This is a genomic window from Streptosporangium sp. NBC_01469 (genome assembly GCF_036227305.1).
Taxonomy (GTDB): Bacteria; Actinomycetota; Actinomycetes; order Streptosporangiales; family Streptosporangiaceae; genus Streptosporangium.
The window spans coordinates 6,260,066-6,282,152 of sequence record NZ_CP109465.1 but is presented as its reverse complement, the minus strand read 5'-3'; the positions used below and the strand labels follow the sequence as shown (position 1 = coordinate 6,282,152).

Below are 22,087 nucleotides of genomic sequence, written 5' to 3'. Positions count from 1 at the left end.
CTCAGGTGTCCTTGCCGTCCTTGCGCCCGCCGGGTCCGTCGGCCTCGGCGGGCTCGGCGGGCTCCTGGATGTCCTGCAGGAGCTCGGCGTCCTCGAGCCTGCGCAGGTTCGGCACCGGCGACAGGAACAGCAGGATGATCCAGGGCAGCAGGAACGCGGCACCGGCGTAGATGGCGGGCTTGATACCGATCAGCTCGCCCAGCACCCCGGCCAGCATCGCGGCCAGCGGCAGGATGCCGAGGTAGACCGCGCGGCTCGCGCCGATGACCCTGCCCCGCAGGTGGTTGGGGATCACGTACTGGAAGAGCGTGAGCTGGCCGATGTTCCCGGCCACCACGCCGAACACCGTGACGAACCAGATCACCGAGAACAGGGTGATCTGCAACCACTGCGGACCGGCCACGAACGGTGTGAAGCACAGCACCCGGAAGGCGATCAGGGCGGTCATGATGCCGCGCCCGTAGCCGAACCTCTCGAACAGCTTGCTCGCGAAGACGGCGCCGACGACGCCGCCGATGCTGCCGACGGCGTAGATGAAGCCGATCCAGGTGCCCGACATACCGAGCTCCCTGGCCGCGTACAGGATGAACAGGGTCAGGATCATCATCGACCCGAAGTTCGCCCCGGCGGAGTTGATGATCAACGGCCGGGCGTAGTCGTTGCGGTAGGTGACCTTCAGGCCGTGCTTGATGTCGTGGATCATCGCCGCGACGGCGCCCCGGCCCTGGCTGCTCTGGCGCTCGACGGGCGGCTCGACGTGGCGGATGCGCGACAGGGCGAAGGCGGAGACGAGGAAGGAGATCGCGTCTCCCATCATCACGTACGCCGGCCGGAACAGGTCGATGAGCACGCCTCCGGCGCTGGAGCCCGCGATGGCGCCCACCGACTCGGTCGCCGCCATCCGGCTGTTGCCGTCGACCAGCTGCTCCTCGCTCAGCAGGGTCGGCATGTAGGCGGCGTAGGCGATCTCGAAGACCACCGAGAGGCCGCCGACCACGACCGCGACCACGTAGAGCACCCACATGTCCATGAAACCGACGAAGGCCGCGATGGGAATCAGGGCCACGACCACGGCACGCCCGATGTCGGAGCCGACCATCAGCGGCCTGCGGCGGTAGCGGTCGATGAGCACACCGGCGATCAGCGTCAGCAGGAGGGCGGCGATCGTGCGCATGGTGTTGAGCAGGCCGACCTCGAAGGAGCTGGCCTGCAGCATGAGGATCGCGGTCAGCGGGAGTGCCAGGGTGGTCAGCTCGGAGCCGAGGACCGAGATCGACTGACCGGCCCAGAGCCGGTTGAAGTCGGGGTTTCGCCAGAGAGAGGGCGGCTTTTCCCCCGGCGCCCTGACTTCCGTTCTCTGAGTGTCCATAAGATCATTCCGTCCTTGTCGGGTTTCACCTCTGGTTGACTGTAATAAGGTTTTTGTTAAGGGTGATGATATGCGAAATCACCGGAGAGGCACACTGGAAAACAATCAGCGAGTACGCCAGATGACACTCCCCGACGGTCATGTGGTATTCCAGCTCAATCCCGCCGAGACCAGCCTGCAGTATCGCAGTATCGTGGGCGACAGAAGCTACTTCAGGCATGACGTGCGCCTTGAGCCGGGAATGACGGTGTTCGACGTGGGGGCTAACATCGGAATCGCCGCCCTGGCGTTTCATTGGGAATGTCCGGGCACGCGTATTCTCGCCTTCGAGCCCGCCAGGCCGCTTTACGACGCGTTGTGCGCGAATCTGTCCGCCCACGGCCTGAACGCCAAGGCGTTCGACTGCGCGCTCTCCCGTACCCCGGGAACGGCGGTTCTCACCGTCTACCCGGAGACCACCGCGATGTCGGGGATGTACACCGACGTCGACCACGACGCCGAGGTGACCAGGACGTTCCTGGCCAACAGTGGTTTCGCCCCCGAGGACGTGACCGACATGGCCGAGGGCAGGCACGTCACGGAGAAGCAGGAGTGCCAGGTTCGGACGATCTCCGAGGTGATGGCCACCGAGGGCGTGGACCGCATAGGACTGTTGAAAATCAACGTCGAGAAAGCCGAATGCGATGTACTGGACGGAATCGCTCCCGGCGACTGGGAGGCGGTCGACCAAATCGTCATGCAGGTCCACGACATCGACGGCAGGCTCGCGTCCGTACGCGACGATCTCACCGGTCGTGGATTCCAGGTCGACATCGGCCAGGATCCCCTGCTGAAGGACACGGACATCTTCGACGTGTATGCACGGAGGAATTCCCCATGACAGTGGACACGACCGTGAATCTGAACGATCTGGATCTGGCGGATCCGGATATCTACACGGCCCCCGACTCCGGCCTCGGCGTCCTGCATTACCTGCAGGAGCACCGGCCGATGTTCTGGAACAAGAGGTCGGACGGGCCGAGCTTCTGGGCTTTCACCAAATACGCGGACGGCGTCGCCGTCTATCTCGACAAGACGAATTTCACCTCCGAGCGGGGCATGCAGGTCGGGCAGACCGAGTCCGCCGCCCGCGCCGCCGCGGGCAAGATGCTCATCGTCACCGACGGCCGCCACAGCCGGCTGCGCGACGTGATGAACCCCGCGCTCACCCCCCGGGTGGTACGCCGTCTGGAGGGCGCGATGCGCGAGACGGTGGGCGGGATGCTGGAGGAGAACGCCCAGAAGGACTCCTTCGACTTCGTCGACACGGTGGCGGGCAGGCTCCCGCTGTCGGTCATCTGCGAGCTGCTGGGCGTGCCCCGCGCCGACTGGGACCTGATGATCCAGTGGACGCGCACCGCGTTCGGCTCCGCCACCTCCGACGACGTCATCTCCGACGCCGAGAAGGCCGAGGCGAACGCCAACATCTTCGCCTACTACGCCGACCTGCTGGCCGAGCGGCGCGACAACCTCGGCGACGACGTGATCAGCGTGCTGATCCGCGGCCGGATCGACGGGACGCCCCTCACCGACGAGGAGATCCTGCTCAACGTCAACGGCCTCATCACCGGCGGCAACGAGACGACCCGGCACGCCTCGGCGGGGGCCGTCATCGCCCTGGTGGAGAACCCCGGCGAGTGGAGGCGGCTGCGCGAGGACCCCTCGCTCATCCCGACCGCCGTGGAGGAGGTGCTGCGCTGGACCGCCCCCAGCCTCAACGTCATGCGCACCGCGCTGCGCGACACGAAGATCGGAGATCAGACCATCCGGGCCGGTGAGCGGGTCAGCGTGTGGCACCCGGCCGTCAACCGCGACGAGGACGCCTTCCCCGACGCGCGCCGCTTCGACGTCGGGCGCACCCCCAACAGGCACCTCACGTTCGGCCTCGGCAAGCACCTGTGCATCGGCGCGGCGCTGGCCAGGTTCGAGCTGCGCGTCCTGCTGGAGGAGCTGACCGGCCGGGTGGCCCGCATGGAGCTCACCGGGCCGGTCAAGCGGCTGCGCTCGAACCTCATGTGGGGCGTCGACCGCGTCCCCGTCCACCTAGAACTCGACCACGCCGGGCACTGATTGGAGCACCCCATGCCGGACAGTAAGACTCCGCTGTCGCCGATCCAGGAGAGCGGGTGGAGGTCCTACCGGGCAAAGACCGCCGGGGACCACACCGACCAGATCACGCTCGCGGCGCGGTTGCGCGGGCCCGTGGACGAGAAGGCCCTGACCGCCGCGCTGGAACACGTGCTGGAGGCGCGCGAGGACCTGCGGCCGGCGTTGCCCCGCGGCTCCGAGGCGGAGCCGCGGCCCGTCGCCGTTCCCCCGCCGGTGGAACTGAGCAGGCACGACGCGAGCCGCCGCGAGGAGGCGCTGGCCCGGCTCGTCTCCGAGCAGGCCAACCGGGGCCTCGACCTCGAGACCGGCCCGCCGGTCCGGATCGCCCTGGCCCGGATGGCCGACGACGACCACGCGCTCGTCGTGACGGCGCACCGGCTCGTGGCCGACGAGCGCGTCCTGGCGGGCCTCGCGGAGGAGATCTCCCGGGCGTACGAGGACGCGTCGGGCTCGCCGGGCGCCACACTCTCGATCTCTCCGACCGGTTCCCCCAACGGACACCGCTCCCCGAACGGCTCCCCGGGCGGCCACGTGTCCTCCAACGGGCCCGCCCCCGGCGCCTCCACGAACGGCCGCGGATCCCCGGCCGCGGCGCACTCTCCCGACGCTGACACCGACACCGCCGGTGCCACCGATGCCACCGTCACCGCCGGTGCCACCGACACCGATACCGGCACCGGAGGGGAGGCCGCCGACCTCGCCTACTGGCGTGACCGGCTCGACGGCACGCCGCCCGCCCTGGACCTGCCCGCCGACCGGGGCCGGCCCGCCGTACCCGGCTTCGCGGGTGCCCGGGTGACCTTCACCGTGCCGCCGGAGACGGCCGCGCTGGTCGAGACCGTGGCACGCGAGGCCGGTGCCGGGACCGTCACCCGGGCGGCCCGGACGATGGCGCTGTCCCGCTGGTCGGGCCAGGCCGAGGCGGCCCCGGAGACCGGTACCGACACCCGGGCCGTCACGCTGGCCGCGTGGGCGATCGCGCTGTGCCGCTGGTCGGGCCAGGACGAGGTGGTGGTCGGCGTACCCGTGCCGGGAGGGGGGCGCGCCCCCGCGTTCCCGATCCGGGTCGGCTGCGAGGGCGACCCGTCGTTCGCCGCCGTCGTCACCCGGGTGCGCGACGCGCTGGCCGAGGCGGCCGCGCACGGCTCCTACCCGGCGCACCGGCTGGCCGAGGAGCTGGAGCTGGACGCCTCCAGCGGCGTGCAGCCGCTCTACCAGGCGGAGTTCGACCAGGTGATCCCGGCCTGGAGCGCGCTGCGGCTGCCCGGCGTACGGACCTCCGAGCTGGTGGCGGACCGTTTCCCGCTCGCCTCGGACCTGGCGCTGGTCCTGGTGCCGGGCTCGCTCGACGGGGAGATGCGCTACGGGCTCGACCTGTTCGACGCGCCGGGCGCCCAGACCAGGGCCGAGCAGTACGTCACCCTGCTGTCCGACGCCGTGCGCGACCCCGGGCGGCCCGTCTCGTCGCTCTCCCTGCTGGACGCGGAGCAGCTGCGGCTGGTGGTCGAGGAGTGGAACCGCACCGAGACCCCCTTCGACGAGGAGGCCGGCGTCGGCGCCCTGTTCGAGGCGCGCGCCGCCGCCGCGCCTGACGCGCTCGCGGTACTCGCCGGTGAGCGGCGGCTGACCTACGGGGAGCTGGACGAGCGCGCCAACCGGGTGGCCCACCGGCTGATCCACGACGGGGTCCGACCCGGCCACGTCGTCGGCTCGATGACCGGCCGCTCGGCCGAGGCGCTCGTCGCCTTCCTCGGCATCGTCAAGTCCGGCGGCGTCTACCTGCCGCTGGATCCGGCGCTGCCGCCCGACCGGCTGGGCTACATCCTCGACGACAGCGGGACCCGGCTCGTTCTCACCGGGGCCGAGCACTCCGGCCGGGTGCGTGACGACCGGGTGCGCACGGTCGAGCTGGACGCCGAGTGGCGCACGATCGAGGCGGAGGAGCCGGGCACGAGCCCCGGCGTGACTCCCGCGCCCGACGCCCCCGCCTACCTCATCTACACCTCGGGCTCGACCGGGCGGCCCAAGGGCGTGGAGGTGCCGCACCGCGGCGTCGGCAACCTCGCCTCGGCCCTGTCGCGGGAGTTCTCCCTGACGCCCGACGACCGGGTGGCGCTGTTCGCCTCGCTCAGCTTCGACGCGTCGATCTGGGAGATCACGATGGCGCTGCTGAACGGGTCGGCGCTGTGCGTGCTGGACCCGTCGGCGATGACCCCGCAGGAGACGGCGAAGGCCATCAGCGACCAGGGGGTGACCGCGGCCACGTTCCCGCCGACGTTCCTCAGCACGCTCAGGGGTGACGAGCTGGGCACGGTCAGGCTCATGGTCGTCGCGGGCGAGCAGTGCCCGACCGGGCTGGTGCGGACCTGGGGTCCCGGCCGTACCTTCGTCAACGCCTACGGGCCGACGGAGACGACCGTGTGCGCCACGATGGGGACCTGTGACCCCGCCGCCGCGTACGCGCCGCCGATCGGCCGGCCGCTGGCCAACTTCAGGACCTACGTGATGGACCGCTGGCTCAACCCGCTCCCCGCGGGCGTGCCCGGCGAGCTGTACGTCGGCGGCACCGGCCTGGCCCACGGCTACCGGGGCAAGCCCGCCCTGACCGCGCGGTCGTTCATGCCCGACCCGTACGGTCCTCCCGGCGCGCGGCTTTACCGGACCGGCGACCTGGCCCGTTACCTGCCCGACGGCCGGCTGCAGTACGTGGGCCGGGTGGACCACCAGGTGAAGATCCGTGGTTTCCGGGTGGAGCCGGCCGAGATCGAGTCCGCGATCACCCGCTATCCGGGGGTGCGCGAGGCGGTGGTCAGCGTGCGCGACGACCGGCTCGTCGCCTACGTCGTGCTCGACGACGCCTCCAGGATCATCGCCGACCGCAGCGGCCTCACCGGCGAGCTGCACCGGTTCCTGCAGGGCTCGCTGCCCGCGTACATGCTGCCCTCCTCGTACGTGACGCTGGACGCGATGCCGCTGACCTCCTCGGGCAAGGTGGACCGCCAGGCGCTGCCCGAGCCCGGCCTGGACGGCGGCGGGGACGGCGGTGACGACGACTTCGACGCGCCGCAGACCCCGACGGAGCAGACGATCGCCGCGATCTGGGCCGAGGTGCTGAAGCTCAGGCGGATCGCCCGTGAGGACGACTTCCTGGAGATCGGCGGTCACTCCCTGGTGGCCGCGCAGGTGATCACCCGCGTGCGGGAGAGGTTCGCGGTGAACGTGCCGATCCGGGTGCTGTTCGAGAACCCGGTGCTCGCCGACTTCGCCGAGGCGGTGGACGGCGCCCTCGCCAAGGCGGAGGCCAAGGCCGGGGCGAAGGTCTGAGGGAGGCCTGGGCGAAGGTCCGGGCGGACCGGAGCAGGCGCCTGAGCGGGGGCTCAGGCGGCCGGGCATCCCGCCGGGCGGGATGCCCGGCGTGACGAGGGCCCGTGAGGATCATCCTCACGGGCCCTCGTCACGCGCGGCCGCCGGTGCCTCGCGGGTGGCCCGGCGGGCGGCTCAGCGCCGGCCGGGCAGCGCGGCGGTCTCGGACTCCGGCCGCCAGGTGGGGAGATACTCCCGCAGCCGCAGCACCATGCCCTGGCAGTAGGAGGCGTTGTGCTCCAGGCTGCGCTCCGGCATGAACGGCAGCTTGCGCCCGCGCGGGTGGTCGAGCTCCAGGCGGGTCAGGTGCTCCTGACCGGCCTCCAGGCCGGTCACGTCGAGGTCGATGAGGAGGGCGGCCAGGTCTGCGGGCATGTCCACGACCGAGGTCGTCTTCCCGCGCGCCCCGGCGCGCGACTCGACGCCCAGCTCGGTGAAGTCGTAGCGGGGCGGCTTCGGCTTGGCCAGGTAGATGTAGGGCCGGGCCAGCAGGTCGAGCTCGAACGCGGCCCGCGCCCGGGGGTCCTCCCACCAGGACCGGCCGCGGGCGAAGTCGACGAGCAGCCCGTCGAACTCCTCGCGGTGCGAATGCAGGACGATGTGCGCGACCATCCCGAAATTGTGAAAGTCGTAGTTCCAGAGTTTCTCCACCGAATCGCGAAAGAAAGTCGCGACCTCGGTATCCGTACGGCTCTCGAAATACGTCGCGGCATCGGTGAAGAAGTCCTCGAACCTCCTGGTTCCGGACCTGTCCAGGTAATTGGCGAGGTAATACAGGCCGCGCAGGTTGTAGAGCGAGTGGACCGCGTAGTAGAACCATGTGCCGCGCTCGCACTCCTCGCGGCTGACCCAGTTGGTGCCGACCACGACATCGGCTTCCGTGACATCACTGGGAACGCGTTCGACCTGCACTCCGAGAAGGTCGCGCTTGGCGTAGATCGAGGTGTTGTGAAGAAGAAGCTGCGGATAGACGATCAGCGTGTCGGCCCGCAGCCGGCACAATTCCGCGACCCCTTCCTTGTACGAGTCCAGGGTTTCCCCGGGAAGCGGCCAGATCAGCTCGATGTAGGAACTGATGCGCTTCTCCCTGAGCGTCCTCTGGAGCTCGGTGTAGGTCGCGGGCTTGATGTTCGAGCGGTCGACCAGCTCGAGGGTCCTGGAGCTCATCGACTGCAGGGAGATGGGCTGGCTGGTCAGCAGGCCGCCCTGCACGAGGATTTCGGTGATCTCGGCCATGCGGTCGGGCTTGTTCTTGGCCGCGGCCATCGAGACCATCACCGGGTAGCCGTTCTCCTCGCTGCACTCCACCAGGTGGCGGGTGAGCTCCACGTCGCGCGGGGCCATGCCCCAGTTGGCGTCGGCGATGAAGATCGACACGAAGTTGTTCTTGCTGATCCAGGTGATGTCGTCGCGGACGCGCTGGTCCTCGAACTTGTGCACCTTGTCGTTGGTCGCCGCTCCCCAGAAGCAGAAACCGCAGCTGAACGGGCATCCACGGTTGGTCTCCAGGATCGCGGTGGTGTACTTGCCCTCCTCGAAGACGCCGGAGGTGAAGGGCGAGGGCACCTCCATGAGGTCGCGCACCCGCTCGGCGGCCTCGGTGGTGACGAGCTCCCCCGAGCGCCAGAAGCTGATCCCGTGGACGTCGGCGAAGTCGGGAGCGCCGCTGAGGACCTGGCGCAGGTACTGCACCATCGTCTTCTCGCCCTCGCCGTTGCAGACGACGACGTTCTCCTGCTCGGGGGAGACGTACTCGTGGGCGTGCTGCATGACCTGCGGGCCGCCGAGGATGAACTGGGCCCGCGGCAGCCGTTCGTGCAGCGCGGCCAGCACGGCGCGCACGAATCCGATGTTCCAGATGTAACAGCTGATGGCGTACACGTCGCTGCGTCTGCCGAGGAGTTCGTCGATCACTTCCTCCCGGTCGGCGGACACGGGGGCGGAATAGATCTCGAACTCACATCGCGGTCCCACCTCCGGGTCGTGCTGCGCGTAGGCCTGCATGTAACCGGAGGCGAGGGGCAGGATGGCCTCGAATGCAGACAGCTCGACGAATGTGACTTTGGTGTTCATGACGCTCGTCCCTGCGTAGTCTGAGTAATTGCTGAAGCCGATCGGATGGAATCCGCTCATGGTTACACAGGGGGACGGGACGAACAACGCGCGCCATTTGCGGTCACCACTCGCGTGTTACGGTTCTGGAAACCTCGATAACCACGGACTCGATAACCACGGAGGAGAAACCGCATGCCGACTCCCAACTACGAGACCGGCCACCGGAAGCTCTCACTCGACGATCGGATCGAGGAGCATCTCGAAAAGACCTTTCAGGACCCCTGGGAAATTCGCAAACTGTCCCATGATTTCCGCAGGAACGGCTACGTCAAGCTGCGGAACGTGGTCTCCGGCGAGGTCAAGAATCTCGTCTCGGACGAGGTGAACCGGCTGCTCGACCTGTACGCCCGCCGGATCGACATCAACCTCAAGGAGACCAGCAACTCCCCGAGGAAGATGAGCACGGTCAGCCAGCAGTCCATCGCCCAGGACAGCTCCCTGATCCCGGAGCTCTACGACTCCACCGCCCTCAAGGGCTTCCTCGGCCGGCTGGCCAACGAGCCGGTCGTCAACTGCCCCTGGGACGAGGAGAAGTACGTCATCATCCGCCAGGAGAAGCAGGGCGACACCCACGGCTGGCACTGGGGCGACTTCAGCTTCACCCTCATCTGGATCATGGAGGCACCGAGCAGCGAGTACGGCGGCATGCTGCAGTGCGTCCCCCACACCAACTGGGTGAAGGAGGACCCCCGGGTCCACGACCACCTCATCAAGCAGCAGATCAGCACCTACGCCCACGAGACCGGCGACATCTACTTCCTGCGCTCCGACACGACGCTGCACCGCACGGTCCCGCTCTCCGAGGACCGCACCCGGATCATCCTCAACACCTGCTGGGGCAGCGAGTCCGACGCCAAGAAGGAGCAGTCGCACGAGACCATGGAGGCGATGTTCAGCTGAGCCCCCGGCCCCGGCGGCTCCGGGATACCTGGGAGGTCCGGAGGAGCCCGGGGAACACGGGGACGACGAGACGGCCCGGTCGGTGACCGGGCCGTCTCGCCCTTTTCGCACCCCGCGTCCCACCGGGCGCGAGCCGAGATGAAGCCGTCCGCCGTCCGCCGTCTGCCTTTCACCGTCCGCCTTTGGCCCTCCGCCGTCCGTGTCCGCGGCGGACGGGCCTTCACGTTCTACGGTGTGCGGACCGCCGATAGAGCCAGGTGCGGGGCGATATCGACGGCGGCGGCAGGGGTGTGCAGGCAGGCGGTGATGAGGCTTGCCGACATCCGCGCCGGTTCACCCGACCTGGTCCCAGGGGATGGCCTCGATGCGCTCGATGTGTTCCTCGCCCCACTCTCCGAGCGGCGCCATCGCGATGTTGAGGGAATGACCGAACTCGGTGAGCGAGTACTCCACCTTCGGCGGGACCTGGTGATAGACCTCGCGATGCAGCAGCCCGGTGGCCTCCATCTCCCGCAGCTGCAGGATCAGCACCCGCTCGCTGATGTCGGGGACCGCACGCCGCAACTCCCCGAAGCGCAGGGGGCCATCCTGGAGCGCGAACAGGATCAGCCCCTTCCACTTGCCTCCCATGACGGCGATGGCAGCGTCGAAACCGCAGGTGAACGTCCGCTTTTTCGTTTCCTTCATCGACCCATACTCACACTTATGTCAGTACCTGGCAAAAATGTAGGTACTTGTGAGAATGCAGGTGCTCCAGCCAGCATGAACCAGGCCCGCGCCAAGACCACGCCGGTCTTCAAGGCAGCGCGCTCACCTCCTTATCTCTGTGGCTGGAGTATGTATATGACTGCAAAGAACATGACCCCGGTGACCGTCATCGGACTGGGCTCGATGGGCACAGCACTGGCCGAGGCCTTCGTCAAGGCCGGACACCCGACCACCGTCTGGAACAGGACCGCCGCCAAAGCCGCGCCCCTCATCGCCATGGGAGCCGATCATGCGGAGGCCATCGAGGACGCGGTGGCGGCAAGTCCCCTGGTCATCACCTGCCTGACCACCTTCGATGACACCCGGCTGGCCCTGGGGCCGGCCGTCGCGTCGCTGCGTGGGCGGGCCCTGGTCACCCTCAACAGCGGTTCCCCGGCCGGCGCCCGCGAGACGGCCGCCTGGGCCATCGGTCATGGCGCCCGGTTCCTGGCCGGGGCGGTCAAGAACGTGCCCTCGGCCGTGACGGCACCGGACACCCTGCTGTACTACAGCGGCGACAAGATCGTCTTCGAGGAGTTCGAAACGACCCTGAAGGTGCTGGGCGGCGACACCGTCCATCTCGGCGACGAGACCGACCTCGCCGCCCTGTACGAGATGGCGGTGGGCGCCATGCTGCTGCCGGCACTCGTCGGCTTCTTCCAGGGCGCCGCCGCCGTCCAGGCGCGCGGGCTGGAAGTGAACACGATGGTGCGCTTCGCCGGCAAGTGGCTGGACATGATCAAATCCCTGCTGCCGATCTACGCCAAGGAGATCGACGGCGGCGACTACGCCGACGCCGCCTCCTCCGTGAACCTCTTCCTCGCCGGAGTGGCCCACGACGAGGACCTGGCCAAGGAGACGAACATCGACACGGCCTGGCTCGCCCCGCTCCATGACCTGGTGAGGCGAGCGGCTGAGGCAGGCCACGGTGACCACAGCATCTCGGCCCTCACCGAGGTGCTCAGAAAGCCGGCGTGACAGCCATGAGCCGGACGGGTCCGAGCCCGAACGAAGCGTCCGTCAAGGCCGCACCCGACGGACCGGTCATCCGGACGATCCGCTCCCGAGTGCCGGTCTCGTGCCGGGTCCGCATGGCTCCCATCGCACTAGGTAGAGCGTTCGTTCTAGTCATGTGTCCTTCTACCAATGAGGAGAGCGTGGATGACGTCTGTGACAGTGATCGGGTTGGGCCCCATGGGGCAGGCCATGGCCGGCGCCTACCTCGACAACGGCTACGAGGTGACCGTGTGGAACCGCACGCCCGCCAAGGCGGACAAACTGGTGGCGCGGGGCGCGAGGAGAGCGGAATCCGTCGAGGCGGCGCTCACCGCCAACGAACTGGTGGTGCTGAGCCTGACCGACTACGACGCGATGGAGGCCATCCTGGCGCAGGCCCCGCATACCGCCCTGGACGGACGTACCCTGGCCAACCTCACCTCCGACACCCCGGACAGGGCACGTCAGGCGGCCACGTGGCTGGCCGGGCGCGGAGCCGTGCAGATCACCGGTGGCGTGCAGGTGCCGCCTCCAGGCATCGGCACACCGGACGCCATGACATACTACAGCGGCCCCAAGGACGCCGTCGAGGCGCACAGGCCCGCCCTTGAGGTGCTGACCGGGATCGAATACCTCGGCGAGGACCAGGGATTGGCGGCGCTGTACTACCAGATCGGCATCGACATGTTCTGGACGGCGCTGGCAGGTTATCTGCACGGCCAGGCGGTGGCGGAGGCCAACGGCGTCTCGGCGGAGGATTTCCTGCCGCACGCGGTGAAGACCATGGACCTCCGCTATTTCCTGGAGTTCTACGCGCCACGCATCACCGCGGGCAACCACGAGGGGGACGTCGACCGAATCTCCATGGGCGTGGCGAGCATGGAACACGTGCTGCACACCACACAGGCATCCGGCGTAGACGGCTCACTTCCAGCCGCCATCCTGAAGATCTTTCGCCAAGGCGTCACCGCAGGCCATGGCCAGAACAGCCTCACGAGCTTGGTCGGCGTGCTGAAGCGGCGCTGACGTATCACCGATCCGGCCCCAGGAGAGAGCCTCGACGCGTTTGTCCTGTGACAGCGAAGGTCAAGCGTTTGTCACCGAAGTTCGAGCGCTGATGCCGTGATGGATTCGGGCAGATGCCGGGGCGAGCAGCGGGACGCCGGCCGGCCGTACGGGGCCGGGGTTCAGCGCCGGCGGCCGTGCGGGGGCCAGAGGTTCAGCGCCGTCGACCGGAGCGGGGCGGGCGCCCGCTTCCCCTCGTCACGTATCCCCGCCCACCTCGCCCGGTCTGCTTCTGCTCCTGTTGCCTGCGTCGCCGTCCCAGGAACCAGCCCACCCCCAGGATCGCCAGACCGATCGGCGTACGGGCCAGCCAGCGTGCCACCACGACCTTGAAGAACCTTTTCATGAGACACCCCTGCCCGGCGGCGGTTCGATTAGGCGTCCGGCGCCACCGCGGGAGACCCGCCGCCGGATCCGGCGGGGAACCCGGCGTCCGCGGAGGTGTTCCGTCCGGGGCGGGCCCGGACGTTCTGTCGCGGCCGGGTCTACAGCCGAGCCGAAGACCCCGCGGCCTCCGTCGCGGTCTGCCGGGCGACCGTGCTCGCCAGTTCCCTCAGCGCCCGTTCGGAGTCGCTCCCCGGCTCGGCCGTGAGGGCGACGAATTTCTGGCCGGTGCCGCTGACGGAGAGCACCTCCCAGGAAAGGGTGAGGTCGCCCAGCTTCGGGTGGCGCAACTCCTTGGCCTCGTTGCCGCGCGTCCGTACCTCGTGGCGGGCCCAGATGTGCCGGAACTCCTCGCTGTGGACGGTGAGCTCCTCCACCAGTCCGTGCAGGTACGGGTCGTCGGGGTCGGCCGCCACGGCGGAGCGCAGCTGCGCCGTCTTGGCGCGGGCGGCCTTCTCCCAGTCGGGGTAGAAATCGGCCGCTCGCGGATTGAGATAGATCATGCGCAGGCAGTTGTCGAAGTGGGTCACGCCCTCGTACAGGGCCTCGATCATCGGATTGACGGCCAGCACGTCCAGGCGCCGGCCGATCACCATCGCGGGGGTGTTCGGGCAGAGGTGCATGAGCCGCAGCAGGCTGGGACTGACCCGATCCACGGCACCGGTCTCGGCCCGGGGGCGGACCCCGGGGTGGGCGAGCGAGTAGAGGTAGGCGGCGGCGTCGGGTTCCAGGCACAGCACTCCCGCCAGGGCGCCCAGCACCTGGGCGGAGGGATTGCGTTCGCGTCCCTGCTCCAGCCGAATGTAGTACGAGTCGCTGACTCCGGCGAGCATGGCGACCTCCTCGCGCCGCAGCCCCGGGGTGCGGGAGGAGGGAGCATGCAGGAAGCCCACCTGTGCTGGACTGGTGGCTTCGCGCCGGGCGCGAAGGAACTCGCCGAGCAGGTTGCGTTGACCGTTGTCCATTTAATCACTGTATGTCAGAATTGTCCGATTAGCTGGTCAAGATACTTCGGACCGGTCGATCGCGACTCTCACCTCGGAGCCGCCACTTTCCGCCGGGCGGCCTGACCTATTTGCCGCGGGCCACTTCGGGGCACCGGCGGAGCGTACCGGTTCGTCATGAAAGACGGCCGGAGCGTCGAGGTGCGGGACACAGCGCCGGGCGGACCGGCGTCCCCTACCCGCCGGCGGCCTGACCGGCAGTGGCACACCCAGGCAAATCGGACAAATCAGACGTATGCTTCCCCAATGGCCAGTGAGAGGCTGCTTGGCGAGTTCCTTCGCGCCCGGCGCGCGGTCACCACTCCCGCCCAGGTCGGCCTGCCGGACGCCGGACGCCGCCGGACGCCGGGCCTGCGACGGGGGGAGGTCGCGACGCTGGCCGCGGTCAGCACCGACTACTACATCCGCCTGGAACAGGGACGCGAACGCCACCCGTCCGACCAGGTGATCGGCGCCCTGGCGGAGGTGTTCGGCCTCGGCCCGGACGCCACGGCGCACCTGTACGCGTTGGCGCGCACGGACATGCCGGTCCACCGGGGACCACGCGCGCCGGCCGCCGCCACGGCGCGGGTCAGCCCGCACCTGATCCGGCTGATGTGCACCTGGCAGACACCGGCCTTCGTGATGAGCCGATGCATGGACGTGCTGACCGTCAACCCGCTGGCCACGGCCTTCTACGGACGGGGGCTGCACTCGGGGCTGAAGGCGGGCGACAACGTCCTCGGCACGATCTTCCTCGACGCCGCCGCGCGGAGGTTCTACCCCGACTGGGAGCCCATCGCGCACGCCGCGGTCGCCCACCTGCGCGCCACCGTCGGCAGGGACCTCGACGACCCCCGCCTGGCCGAGCTGGTCGACGAACTGTCCGGCCGCAGCGGCGACTTCCGCCGCATGTGGGCCCGGCACGACGTGCAGACCGAGATCAGCCACGTCATACGCCTCCACCACGACCTGGTCGGGGAGCTGACGGTCGACTACGACATGTTCTCCGTCACCGAGGCACCCGGCCAGCAACTGGTCACCATCCAGGCCACCCCCGGCAGCCCCTCCGCGGACGCACTCGCCGTGCTCTGCCGGCAGGCGCGCGAACGCGATCCCGCCTCCGGCCACCCCACGCGGTGCTCCGACGCCGAAACCGAGCGCCTCCCCCCTGGGGGAGCGTCATGCTGAGCGGCGTCCGGATGGGTGGCAGTCACCCGGCCCCTCTAACCTCAGATTTCCGACATATGGTGATTATATGGACAAGATCCGCCTGTTAGGCGAGTTTCTTCGCGAACAGCGTGAGGCTGCCTCTCCCCTCCAGGTGGGGCTGCTGTACTCCGGCTTCCGGCGGGCACCGGGGCTGCGCCGCGAGGAGGTGGCGATGCTGGCCGGGGTCAGCACCGACTTCTACACGCGGCTGGAAGAGGGGCGCGAGCGGCACCCGTCGGGACGGGTGCTTGACGCGCTGGTCCGGGCGTTCGCCCTCGAGCCGGACGCCTCCCGGCACCTGTACGACCTGGCGCAGTGGTGTCCGGCCCGGCACGGCGGCACCCCGGAGAAGGTCAGCCCGGGGCTGATCACCCTGATCCGGAGCTGGCCGACCACCCCCGCGCTCGTGTGCGGGCGCTTCCTGGACGTGCTCGCGACGAACCAGTCGGGCGCCGTGCTGTACGACGGCCTGGACTACCGCGACAACCTGCTGCGCATGATCTTCCTCGACCCCGCGGCACAGACCTTCTACCTCGACTGGGAGCGGCTGGCCAGGGCGCGGGTCGCACGGCTGCACGTCGCGGCCGCCGCGGACCTGGAGGACCCCTATCTCACCGAGCTCGTCGGCGAACTGTCGCTGAAAAGCGCGGAGTTCCGCAGGCTCTGGGCCCGCCAGGACGCCGGCGACCTGACCTGCACGCCCCAGGGGATCCGGCACGCCCTGGTGGGCGAGCTGGACGTGACCGGCACCACCTACGACGTCGGCCAGGCCCCCGGGCAGCAGCTCCTCCTCCTGCAGGCCGACCCCGGCAGCCCCTCCGAGGAATCCCTCGCCTTCCTGAGCGGCCTCGACACGAGCCCGTGAGGCCTCGCGGCGACGGAGCTCGTCCGGGGGGCCTTCAGTCAGACTCCGGCCCTGGTCACGGTCGCCTCGATCCCGTCCAGGAGGACGGCGAGCCCGACGGTGAAGGTGTCCCTTCCCTCCTGTTCCAGGTAGGGCACGGTCTCGTCCTGGGACTGGTAGGCGCCCTCGCCGTCGAGCCACGTCAGCGTCGGGAACCGCTCGCAGAAATCGGGCGCGACCTCCGCCAGCAGGGCCGAGCGGGCGTACCACCACTCCTCGTCGGACACCCCGGTCACCGCCGGGGCCTGCCGCGACTCCGCGACCGTCTGCGCCGCCCCGCGCACGAAGCAGAACAGCGTCCCGGCGACGTGCCGCAGCACCCCGGCCTCCAGGCCGGTCTCGCGGAGGATCCGCATCGCCTCCTCGATCATGACGTACTCGTTGGGGCCCAGCACCGGACGCGCCTGCGACACCTGCAGCACCCACGGGTGCCGTACGTAGAACTCCCAGGTCTCCTCCGCCCAGGAGGTCACGGCCGCCCGCCAGCCCGCCTCCAGGTCGTGGCGGGCGGACAACTCGGCCAGCGCCCGGTCGTACATCAGGTCGACCAGCTCGCTCTTGCTGGGGACGTAGGTGTAGAGGGCCATCGCCGTGCGCCCGAGCCGCTCGCCCACCGCGCGCATGGAGAGCGCGGCCATCCCCTCCTCGTCGGCGATCGCGACGGCCGTGTCCACGATCAGGTCCACGCTCAGGCCGGGCTTGGGCCCGGGACGCGTCTCCTTCGACCTGGTGGTACGCCACAGCAGCGCCATCGAACGGCGCGCGTCGCCCTGTCCGGCGAAGACGACCAACTTGCTACTCCTTACGGCATAAACTAACTTATCCGAGCCAACTCTTTACAGCCTAAGGATATCAAGTGAGAAGGTTCGTGTTCCCATCCGCCCCACCGGCCGGCGATCGCGGCCCGCGACACGGCCGGGCCGCCGCGGACAGCCACGACGTGATCGAGGTGCGCGGCGCCAGGGAGAACAACCTGGCCGACATCTCGCTGGACATTCCCAAGCGGCGGCTCACCGTCTTCACCGGGGTCTCCGGGTCGGGGAAGTCCTCCCTCGTCTTCGGCACCATCGCGGCGGAGTCGCAGCGCCTGATCAACGAGACCTACACGGCCTTCATCCAGTCGTTCATGCCCGACCTCGGCCGCCCCGACGTCGACGCCCTGCGCAACCTGAGCGCGGCGATCGTCGTCGACCAGGAGCGGATGGGCGCCAACTCCCGATCCACGGTCGGCACGGCGACCGACGCGCAGACGATGCTGCGGATCGTCTTCAGCCGGATCGGCACCCCCCACGTCGGCACCTCGACCGCGTTCAGCTTCAACAGTGCCGAGGGCATGTGCCCGGAGTGCGAGGGGCTCGGCCGGGTGTCGGACGTCGACGTCTCCCAGCTCGTCGACGTCGACCGCTCGCTCAACGAGGGCGCGATCACCGTCCCCAACTTCACCGTGGACTCGTGGTACTGGCAGGGCCTGGCCAACTCCGGGCTCTACGACCCCGACGTCAAGCTGAGGGACTACACCCCGGCCCAGTGGGAGGACTTCCTGCACAAACCCTCCACCAAAATCAAAATCGGCACGATGAACACCACCTACGAGGGGCTCCTGGTCAAGGTACGGCGGCTCTATCTCGCCAAGGACCGGGAGTCGATGCAGCCCCACATCCGGGCGTTCGTGGACCGGGCCGTGACGTTCACGAGCTGCCGCGCGTGCGGTGGCAGCCGGCTCAACTCCGCCGCGCTCGCCTCGAAGATCGACGGCCGCAACATCGCCGACTGCGCGGCCATGCAGATCAGCGACCTGGCCGAGTTCGTCCGGGGCGTCGAGGACGCGTCGGTGGGACCGCTGATCGCCACCCTGCGCAACACGCTGGAGTCGCTGGTCGAGATCGGCCTGGGCTACCTGAGCCTGGACCGCGAGTCGTCCACGTTGTCCGGGGGCGAGGCGCAGCGGGTGAAGATGGTCCGCCACCTCGGCTCCAGCCTGACCGACGTCACCTACGTCTTCGACGAGCCCACCGTGGGGCTGCACCCGCACGACATCGAGCGGATGAACAACCTGCTGCTGCGCCTGCGCGACAAGGGCAACACGGTCCTGGTCGTCGAGCACAAGCCGGAGACGATCGAGATCGCCGACCACGTGGTGGACCTGGGCCCGGGAGCGGGCTCGTCCGGCGGCCGGGTGTGCTTCACCGGTGACGTCGCCGCGCTCCGCAAGTCGGACTCCCTGACGGGCCGCCACCTGGACCACCGGGCCCGGCTGCGCGAGCGGGTACGGTCGCCGCGCGGGCAGCTGTCGATCACGGGCGCCACCCTGCACAACCTCAAGGACGTGAGCGTCGACATCCCGCTTGGCGTGCTGACCGTGGTCACCGGCGTCGCCGGGTCCGGCAAGAGCTCGCTGATCCACGGCTCACTCCCCCGCAGGGAGGGTGTCGCCGTGGTCGACCAGACCGCGATCCGCGGGTCCCGCCGCAGCAACCCGGCCACCTACACCGGCCTGCTCGACCCGATCCGCACCGCCTTCGCCAAGGCCAACGGCGTCAGGGCGGCCCTGTTCAGCGCGAACTCCGAGGGGGCCTGCCCCAACTGCAAGGGCATCGGCCTGGTCTACAGCGACCTCGCCATGATGGCCGGGGTCGCGTCGGTGTGCGAGCAGTGCGAGGGCAGGCGGTTCACCCCCGAGGTGCTCACCCACAAGCTGCGCGGCAAGGACATCAGCGAGGTGCTGGGCATGTCGGTGGCCGAGGCCCGCGACTTCTTCGCTCCGGGCAAGGGTTCGGGTACGGCTTCCTCGGACGCGGCCTCGAAGGTGAACTTCGGCGCGGCACGAGTCGTCCTCGACCGGCTCGCCGACGTGGGCCTGGGCTACCTCGGCCTCGGCCAGCCGCTCACCACCCTGTCCGGCGGCGAGCGGCAGCGGCTCAAGCTGGCCATCCGGATGGCGGAGAAGGCCACGACGTACGTGCTGGACGAGCCGACCACCGGCCTGCACCTGGCGGACGTGGACCAGCTGCTCGCCCTGATGGACCGGCTCGTCGACAACGGCAACACGGTCGTCGTCATCGAGCACCACCAGGCCGTGATGGCCCACGCCGACTGGATCATCGACCTCGGCCCGGGAGCCGGACACGACGGCGGCCGGATCGTCTTCACCGGCACCCCCGCCGACCTCGTCTCCGGAGGGAACTCCCTCACCGCCCGGCACCTGCGCGCCTACCTGGGAAAGAGCGGGGTGGTATGAGAAGACCCCGGCGGCGTGAGCTGACGGGGTCTTGGGTGTACGTGCCGGCGGCGTGGTGCGCGGGTCGTCGCCGGAGGCATGCCGCGGCGTCGAACGCGGTCAGTCGTCGCTGAGCACGCTGGTGTTCTGGCAGGCGGTCAGGCGCCACCGCCCGTCCTCCTTCGCCATCACGAACAGCGGCGTGCCCACCTCCTCCGTCCCGTCGGGCTTCCGGTAGACCTGACGCACCTTCACGGCGGCGACGTCGGGACGGATGAGCAGCACATGCTCGACCTCGAACGTGACCGTCGAACCCCCCATCCCGCCGGGAAGCACCTGGTGGGTGAACGTGGAGATCGCCTCACGACCGAAGAGGCGTTTGCCGCCGCCCGTCGTCCAGATCGCGTCGGCTCGGAACAGAGCGACGAACTCGTCGGGGAGTTCATTGTTCTGGGAGTGTTCGACCGTGGCGACCACCTGCTTGATCGCTTCCATATCGGCCTGGCGTGCCTGGTCGGCGATATCCGTTGTGCTCATGAGGATCACGGTAGAACCTTGAGTTTGCTTGAGGTCAACAGGTTCGAAGGGGAACGGGCGTCAGGAGAGGGATTCGAGGGCATACAGCGCCGCCGAGGTCGCGCTGTCGCTCGCGGGGAGCAGGGGCAGGCGGACGGCCGGGCTGGGGATGCGGCCCTGGGCCGCGAGGACCGCCTTGACGACGACGGGATTGGGCTCGGCGAACAGGGCGAAGGACAGGGCGGCGAGGCGGTGGCCGAGGAGACGGGCCTTGTCGATCGGGCCGTCGCGCCAGGTGTCGACGAGGGCGGCGAAGGATGCCGTCTCCAGGTGGGCGGAGGCGAGGATCGCCCCGGAGGCACCCAGTGCCAGCAGCGGAGCGGCGTGGAGGTCGTCGCCCGCCAGGACCGCGACGCCGGGCGGGAGCGTGCCCATCAGGGCGATCGTGGTGTCGTCGATGCCGCCGACCGCGTGCTTGAAGCCGATGACATTCGGCAGCCCGGCGAGCCGGAGCAGGGTTTCCGTGCCGAGGATCCGGCCGGTGCGGTAGGGAATGTTGTAGATGATCAGTGGCACCGGGCTGGTGGCGGCCAGACGGCGGAAGTGGGCGAGCACCCCCGCCTCGGACGGGCGGGTGTAGTAGGGGACGACGGTGAGGGCGGCGGTGACCTGGGAGCCGAGGGTGGCGAGTGCCTCGATCGAGTCGGCCGTGGAGTTGGATCCGGCTCCGGCGATCAGGTGGGCGTCGCGTTCCCCGCAGACGCGGGCGCAGACGTCCAGGACCCGACGACGCTCCTCGGGGGTCAGGGTCGCGCTCTCGGCGGTCGTGCCGAGCGCGACGATCCCGGCCGCGCCGTCGTCGAGCACCGAGTGGGCCAGCCCCTCCAGCGCTTCGGCGGCGAGATCGCCGTCGGCGGTGAACGGTGTGATGAGCGGGACGAAAAGACCGGTGAGCACCATGGGTCCCAGCCTGGCGACCGGTGATACTTCAGGTCCAGTTCACGTTTCTTCAGCTGAGCATAAGCTGGTCTTATGCTCGATGTGCGCAAGCTGCGACTGCTCCGCGAACTGGCCCACCGTACGACGATCGCCGCCGTCGCCGAAGCCCTCGCCTACACACCCTCGGCCGTCTCCCAGCAGCTGGCCGCGCTGGAGCGCGAGGCCGGGGTGCCCCTGCTTGAGCGGACCGGCCGCCGCGTCGCGCTGACACCCGCCGCGCTCACCCTGGTCCGGCACACCGAGACGATCCTCGCGGTGCTGGAACGCGCCACGGCCGATCTCGCCGCCTCCCGCGTCGAGCTCACCGGGACGCTCCGCATCGGGGCCTTCCCGACGGCCGTCCGGACGATCCTGTCCCCGGCCCTCGTCTCGCTGAGCCGAGACCATCCGGGGCTGGAGCTGATGGTGACCGAACTGGATCCGGCGACCGTCCCGGCCGCCCTGCGCGCCGAGACCCTGGACGTCGCCCTGCTCCAGGAGTACGACTACGTGCCCGCCGAACCCGATCCGGCCCTGGACACCGAACCGCTGCTGGAGGAGACCGTCTATCTGGCCGCCCTGACCGGCGAGCCGCTGGAGGCCCGCCGCGACGCGCCCTGGATCGCCGGCACCCCCGGCACGCTCTGCCACACGATGACCGTCCGCGCCTGCCAGGCGACCGGGTACACCCCCCGGGTCCGTCACCACGCCGACGACTTCGGCACCGTTCTCGCCCTCGTCGCCGCAGGCCAGGGCGTCGCGCTCATCCCAGAGCTCGGCGCGCTCGCACCCCCGCCGGACGTCGTGCTGACCGCCCTGCCGACCCGGCGGAGAACCCGTCTGGCCTACCGGCGAGGCACCGGAGGACACCCCGCCGTACTGGCCGCCCGCTCGGCCCTGCACGCATCGGTCGTCGGGCGAAAGCCGTAGCGTCGCTGCCCCCGACTGGAATCGAAGGAAGCCACCACCAAGCCCGAGAGCGCCGGGGCCACCTTCGTCGTCAACACTCACATCTTGATGTTCTGAGCAATCGGGATTCTGACCTGCGGTGATCTCGTCGTAAGTCCTTCTCAGGGCACATCCAGGGCACTTCGGCCCGTTGCCCACGCGTCCTCGATGATCTGCCTCATGCGGTCCTCGCTGAAGGGCATCAGGTGCGTGTAGGTCCGCAGGGTGAACCCGAGGTCGGC

18 protein-coding genes are annotated in these 22,087 nt (G+C 69.3%); 10 read left to right on the top strand and 8 right to left on the bottom strand.

Annotated features, from left to right (window positions below; translation table 11 throughout):
- Window position 1: 1 nt before the first annotated feature.
- Window positions 2–1,369, bottom strand: a complete 1,368-nt coding sequence (locus tag OG587_RS27520) for an MFS transporter (RefSeq protein WP_329080188.1) — start codon at window positions 1,367–1,369, stop codon at window positions 2–4.
- 121 nt (window positions 1,370–1,490) lie between these two features.
- On the opposite strand from OG587_RS27520, the gene OG587_RS27515 reads away from it, so the two are divergent.
- Genes OG587_RS27515 through OG587_RS27505 form a run of 3 tightly spaced genes read left to right on the top strand, consistent with a single transcriptional unit; the run spans window position 1,491 to window position 6,841 of the window.
- Entirely contained in the window at window positions 1,491–2,249 is a 759-nt protein-coding gene (locus OG587_RS27515; RefSeq protein WP_329080186.1) for an FkbM family methyltransferase, read from the top strand.
- Window positions 2,246–3,478 carry a cytochrome P450 gene (locus OG587_RS27510; RefSeq protein WP_329080184.1) on the top strand — a complete coding sequence of 411 codons (1,233 nt, stop codon included), beginning with the start codon at window positions 2,246–2,248 and terminating at the stop codon, window positions 3,476–3,478. The genes OG587_RS27515 and OG587_RS27510 overlap by 4 nt, the downstream gene beginning before the upstream one ends.
- A 12-nt stretch (window positions 3,479–3,490) precedes the next feature.
- Window positions 3,491–6,841, top strand: a complete 3,351-nt coding sequence (locus tag OG587_RS27505; RefSeq protein ID WP_329080182.1) for a non-ribosomal peptide synthetase — start codon at window positions 3,491–3,493, stop codon at window positions 6,839–6,841.
- A gap of 174 nt (window positions 6,842–7,015) precedes the next feature.
- Here OG587_RS27505 and OG587_RS27500 read toward each other — a convergent pair whose 3' ends face one another.
- Window positions 7,016–8,953 (bottom strand): B12-binding domain-containing radical SAM protein, encoded by a 1,938-nt coding sequence (locus OG587_RS27500; protein WP_329080180.1) that lies wholly within the window; start codon window positions 8,951–8,953, stop codon window positions 7,016–7,018.
- A gap of 174 nt (window positions 8,954–9,127) precedes the next feature.
- On the opposite strand from OG587_RS27500, the gene OG587_RS27495 reads away from it, so the two are divergent.
- Window positions 9,128–9,895, top strand: a complete 768-nt coding sequence (locus tag OG587_RS27495) for a HalD/BesD family halogenase (protein ID WP_329080178.1) — start codon at window positions 9,128–9,130, stop codon at window positions 9,893–9,895.
- A 333-nt stretch (window positions 9,896–10,228) separates the two neighbouring features.
- Here OG587_RS27495 and OG587_RS27490 read toward each other — a convergent pair whose 3' ends face one another.
- The gene (locus OG587_RS27490) at window positions 10,229–10,582 is read right to left on the bottom strand and encodes a winged helix-turn-helix transcriptional regulator (protein ID WP_329080176.1); all 354 of its coding nucleotides are present in this window, start codon (window positions 10,580–10,582) and stop codon (window positions 10,229–10,231) included.
- A gap of 156 nt (window positions 10,583–10,738) precedes the next feature.
- Between OG587_RS27490 and OG587_RS27485 the strand changes: the two genes are divergently transcribed.
- Together OG587_RS27485 and OG587_RS27480 are read left to right on the top strand one after the other, a co-directional pair.
- Window positions 10,739–11,620: an NAD(P)-dependent oxidoreductase gene (locus OG587_RS27485; RefSeq protein WP_329080175.1), complete on the top strand. Its 882-nt coding sequence runs from the start codon at window positions 10,739–10,741 to the stop codon at window positions 11,618–11,620.
- A 183-nt stretch (window positions 11,621–11,803) separates the two neighbouring features.
- Entirely contained in the window at window positions 11,804–12,664 is an 861-nt protein-coding gene (locus tag OG587_RS27480) for an NAD(P)-dependent oxidoreductase (protein ID WP_329080173.1), read from the top strand.
- A gap of 193 nt (window positions 12,665–12,857) precedes the next feature.
- Here OG587_RS27480 and OG587_RS27475 read toward each other — a convergent pair whose 3' ends face one another.
- A complete protein-coding gene (locus tag OG587_RS27475; RefSeq protein WP_329080171.1) occupies window positions 12,858–13,049 on the bottom strand; it encodes a DUF6203 family protein in 192 nt (63 codons plus the stop codon).
- A 139-nt stretch (window positions 13,050–13,188) separates the two neighbouring features.
- Entirely contained in the window at window positions 13,189–14,052 is an 864-nt protein-coding gene (locus OG587_RS27470; RefSeq protein WP_329080170.1) for a helix-turn-helix domain-containing protein, read from the bottom strand.
- A 285-nt stretch (window positions 14,053–14,337) separates the two neighbouring features.
- Here OG587_RS27470 and OG587_RS27465 point away from each other — a divergent pair, with 285 nt between their 5' ends.
- Complete coding sequence (locus OG587_RS27465; protein WP_329080168.1) at window positions 14,338–15,261, top strand: helix-turn-helix transcriptional regulator; 924 nt, start codon at window positions 14,338–14,340, stop codon at window positions 15,259–15,261.
- 67 nt (window positions 15,262–15,328) lie between these two features.
- A complete protein-coding gene (locus OG587_RS27460) occupies window positions 15,329–16,147 on the top strand; it encodes a helix-turn-helix transcriptional regulator (RefSeq protein WP_329080166.1) in 819 nt (272 codons plus the stop codon).
- 38 nt (window positions 16,148–16,185) lie between these two features.
- Here the strand turns inward: OG587_RS27460 and OG587_RS27455 are convergent, their stop codons facing one another.
- Window positions 16,186–16,977: a TetR/AcrR family transcriptional regulator gene (locus OG587_RS27455; protein ID WP_329080163.1), complete on the bottom strand. Its 792-nt coding sequence runs from the start codon at window positions 16,975–16,977 to the stop codon at window positions 16,186–16,188.
- Between the two features lie 77 nt (window positions 16,978–17,054).
- On the opposite strand from OG587_RS27455, the gene OG587_RS27450 reads away from it, so the two are divergent.
- Window positions 17,055–19,424 carry an excinuclease ABC subunit UvrA gene (locus OG587_RS27450; RefSeq protein ID WP_329094035.1) on the top strand — a complete coding sequence of 790 codons (2,370 nt, stop codon included), beginning with the start codon at window positions 17,055–17,057 and terminating at the stop codon, window positions 19,422–19,424.
- A gap of 99 nt (window positions 19,425–19,523) precedes the next feature.
- Here the strand turns inward: OG587_RS27450 and OG587_RS27445 are convergent, their stop codons facing one another.
- On the bottom strand, window positions 19,524–19,940 hold the full coding sequence (locus OG587_RS27445; RefSeq protein WP_329080161.1) for an SgcJ/EcaC family oxidoreductase: 417 nt from the start codon (window positions 19,938–19,940) through the stop codon (window positions 19,524–19,526).
- Between the two features lie 60 nt (window positions 19,941–20,000).
- Window positions 20,001–20,879 (bottom strand): 4-hydroxy-tetrahydrodipicolinate synthase, encoded by an 879-nt coding sequence (dapA, locus tag OG587_RS27440; protein WP_329080159.1) that lies wholly within the window; start codon window positions 20,877–20,879, stop codon window positions 20,001–20,003.
- A 72-nt stretch (window positions 20,880–20,951) separates the two neighbouring features.
- Here dapA and OG587_RS27435 point away from each other — a divergent pair, with 72 nt between their 5' ends.
- Window positions 20,952–21,827 carry a LysR family transcriptional regulator gene (locus OG587_RS27435; RefSeq protein WP_329080157.1) on the top strand — a complete coding sequence of 292 codons (876 nt, stop codon included), beginning with the start codon at window positions 20,952–20,954 and terminating at the stop codon, window positions 21,825–21,827.
- Window positions 21,828–22,087: the final 260 nt, after the last annotated feature.

Excerpts from the sequence above, each read along its gene's own strand:
- OG587_RS27520 (WP_329080188.1), bottom strand. The coding sequence starts at position 1,369 with ATGGACACTCAGAGAACGGAAGTCAGGGCGCCGGGGGAAAAGCCGCCC.
- OG587_RS27515 (WP_329080186.1), top strand. The coding sequence starts at position 1,491 with ATGACACTCCCCGACGGTCATGTGGTATTCCAGCTCAATCCCGCCGAG.
- OG587_RS27510 (WP_329080184.1), top strand. The coding sequence starts at position 2,246 with ATGACAGTGGACACGACCGTGAATCTGAACGATCTGGATCTGGCGGAT.
- OG587_RS27505 (WP_329080182.1), top strand. The coding sequence starts at position 3,491 with ATGCCGGACAGTAAGACTCCGCTGTCGCCGATCCAGGAGAGCGGGTGG.
- OG587_RS27500 (WP_329080180.1), bottom strand. The coding sequence starts at position 8,953 with ATGAACACCAAAGTCACATTCGTCGAGCTGTCTGCATTCGAGGCCATC.
- OG587_RS27495 (WP_329080178.1), top strand. The coding sequence starts at position 9,128 with ATGCCGACTCCCAACTACGAGACCGGCCACCGGAAGCTCTCACTCGAC.
- OG587_RS27490 (WP_329080176.1), bottom strand. The coding sequence starts at position 10,582 with ATGAAGGAAACGAAAAAGCGGACGTTCACCTGCGGTTTCGACGCTGCC.
- OG587_RS27485 (WP_329080175.1), top strand. The coding sequence starts at position 10,739 with ATGACTGCAAAGAACATGACCCCGGTGACCGTCATCGGACTGGGCTCG.
- OG587_RS27480 (WP_329080173.1), top strand. The coding sequence starts at position 11,804 with ATGACGTCTGTGACAGTGATCGGGTTGGGCCCCATGGGGCAGGCCATG.
- OG587_RS27475 (WP_329080171.1), bottom strand. The coding sequence starts at position 13,049 with ATGAAAAGGTTCTTCAAGGTCGTGGTGGCACGCTGGCTGGCCCGTACG.
- OG587_RS27470 (WP_329080170.1), bottom strand. The coding sequence starts at position 14,052 with ATGGACAACGGTCAACGCAACCTGCTCGGCGAGTTCCTTCGCGCCCGG.
- OG587_RS27465 (WP_329080168.1), top strand. The coding sequence starts at position 14,338 with ATGGCCAGTGAGAGGCTGCTTGGCGAGTTCCTTCGCGCCCGGCGCGCG.
- OG587_RS27460 (WP_329080166.1), top strand. The coding sequence starts at position 15,329 with ATGGACAAGATCCGCCTGTTAGGCGAGTTTCTTCGCGAACAGCGTGAG.
- OG587_RS27445 (WP_329080161.1), bottom strand. The coding sequence starts at position 19,940 with ATGAGCACAACGGATATCGCCGACCAGGCACGCCAGGCCGATATGGAA.
- dapA (WP_329080159.1), bottom strand. The coding sequence starts at position 20,879 with ATGGTGCTCACCGGTCTTTTCGTCCCGCTCATCACACCGTTCACCGCC.
- OG587_RS27435 (WP_329080157.1), top strand. The coding sequence starts at position 20,952 with ATGCTCGATGTGCGCAAGCTGCGACTGCTCCGCGAACTGGCCCACCGT.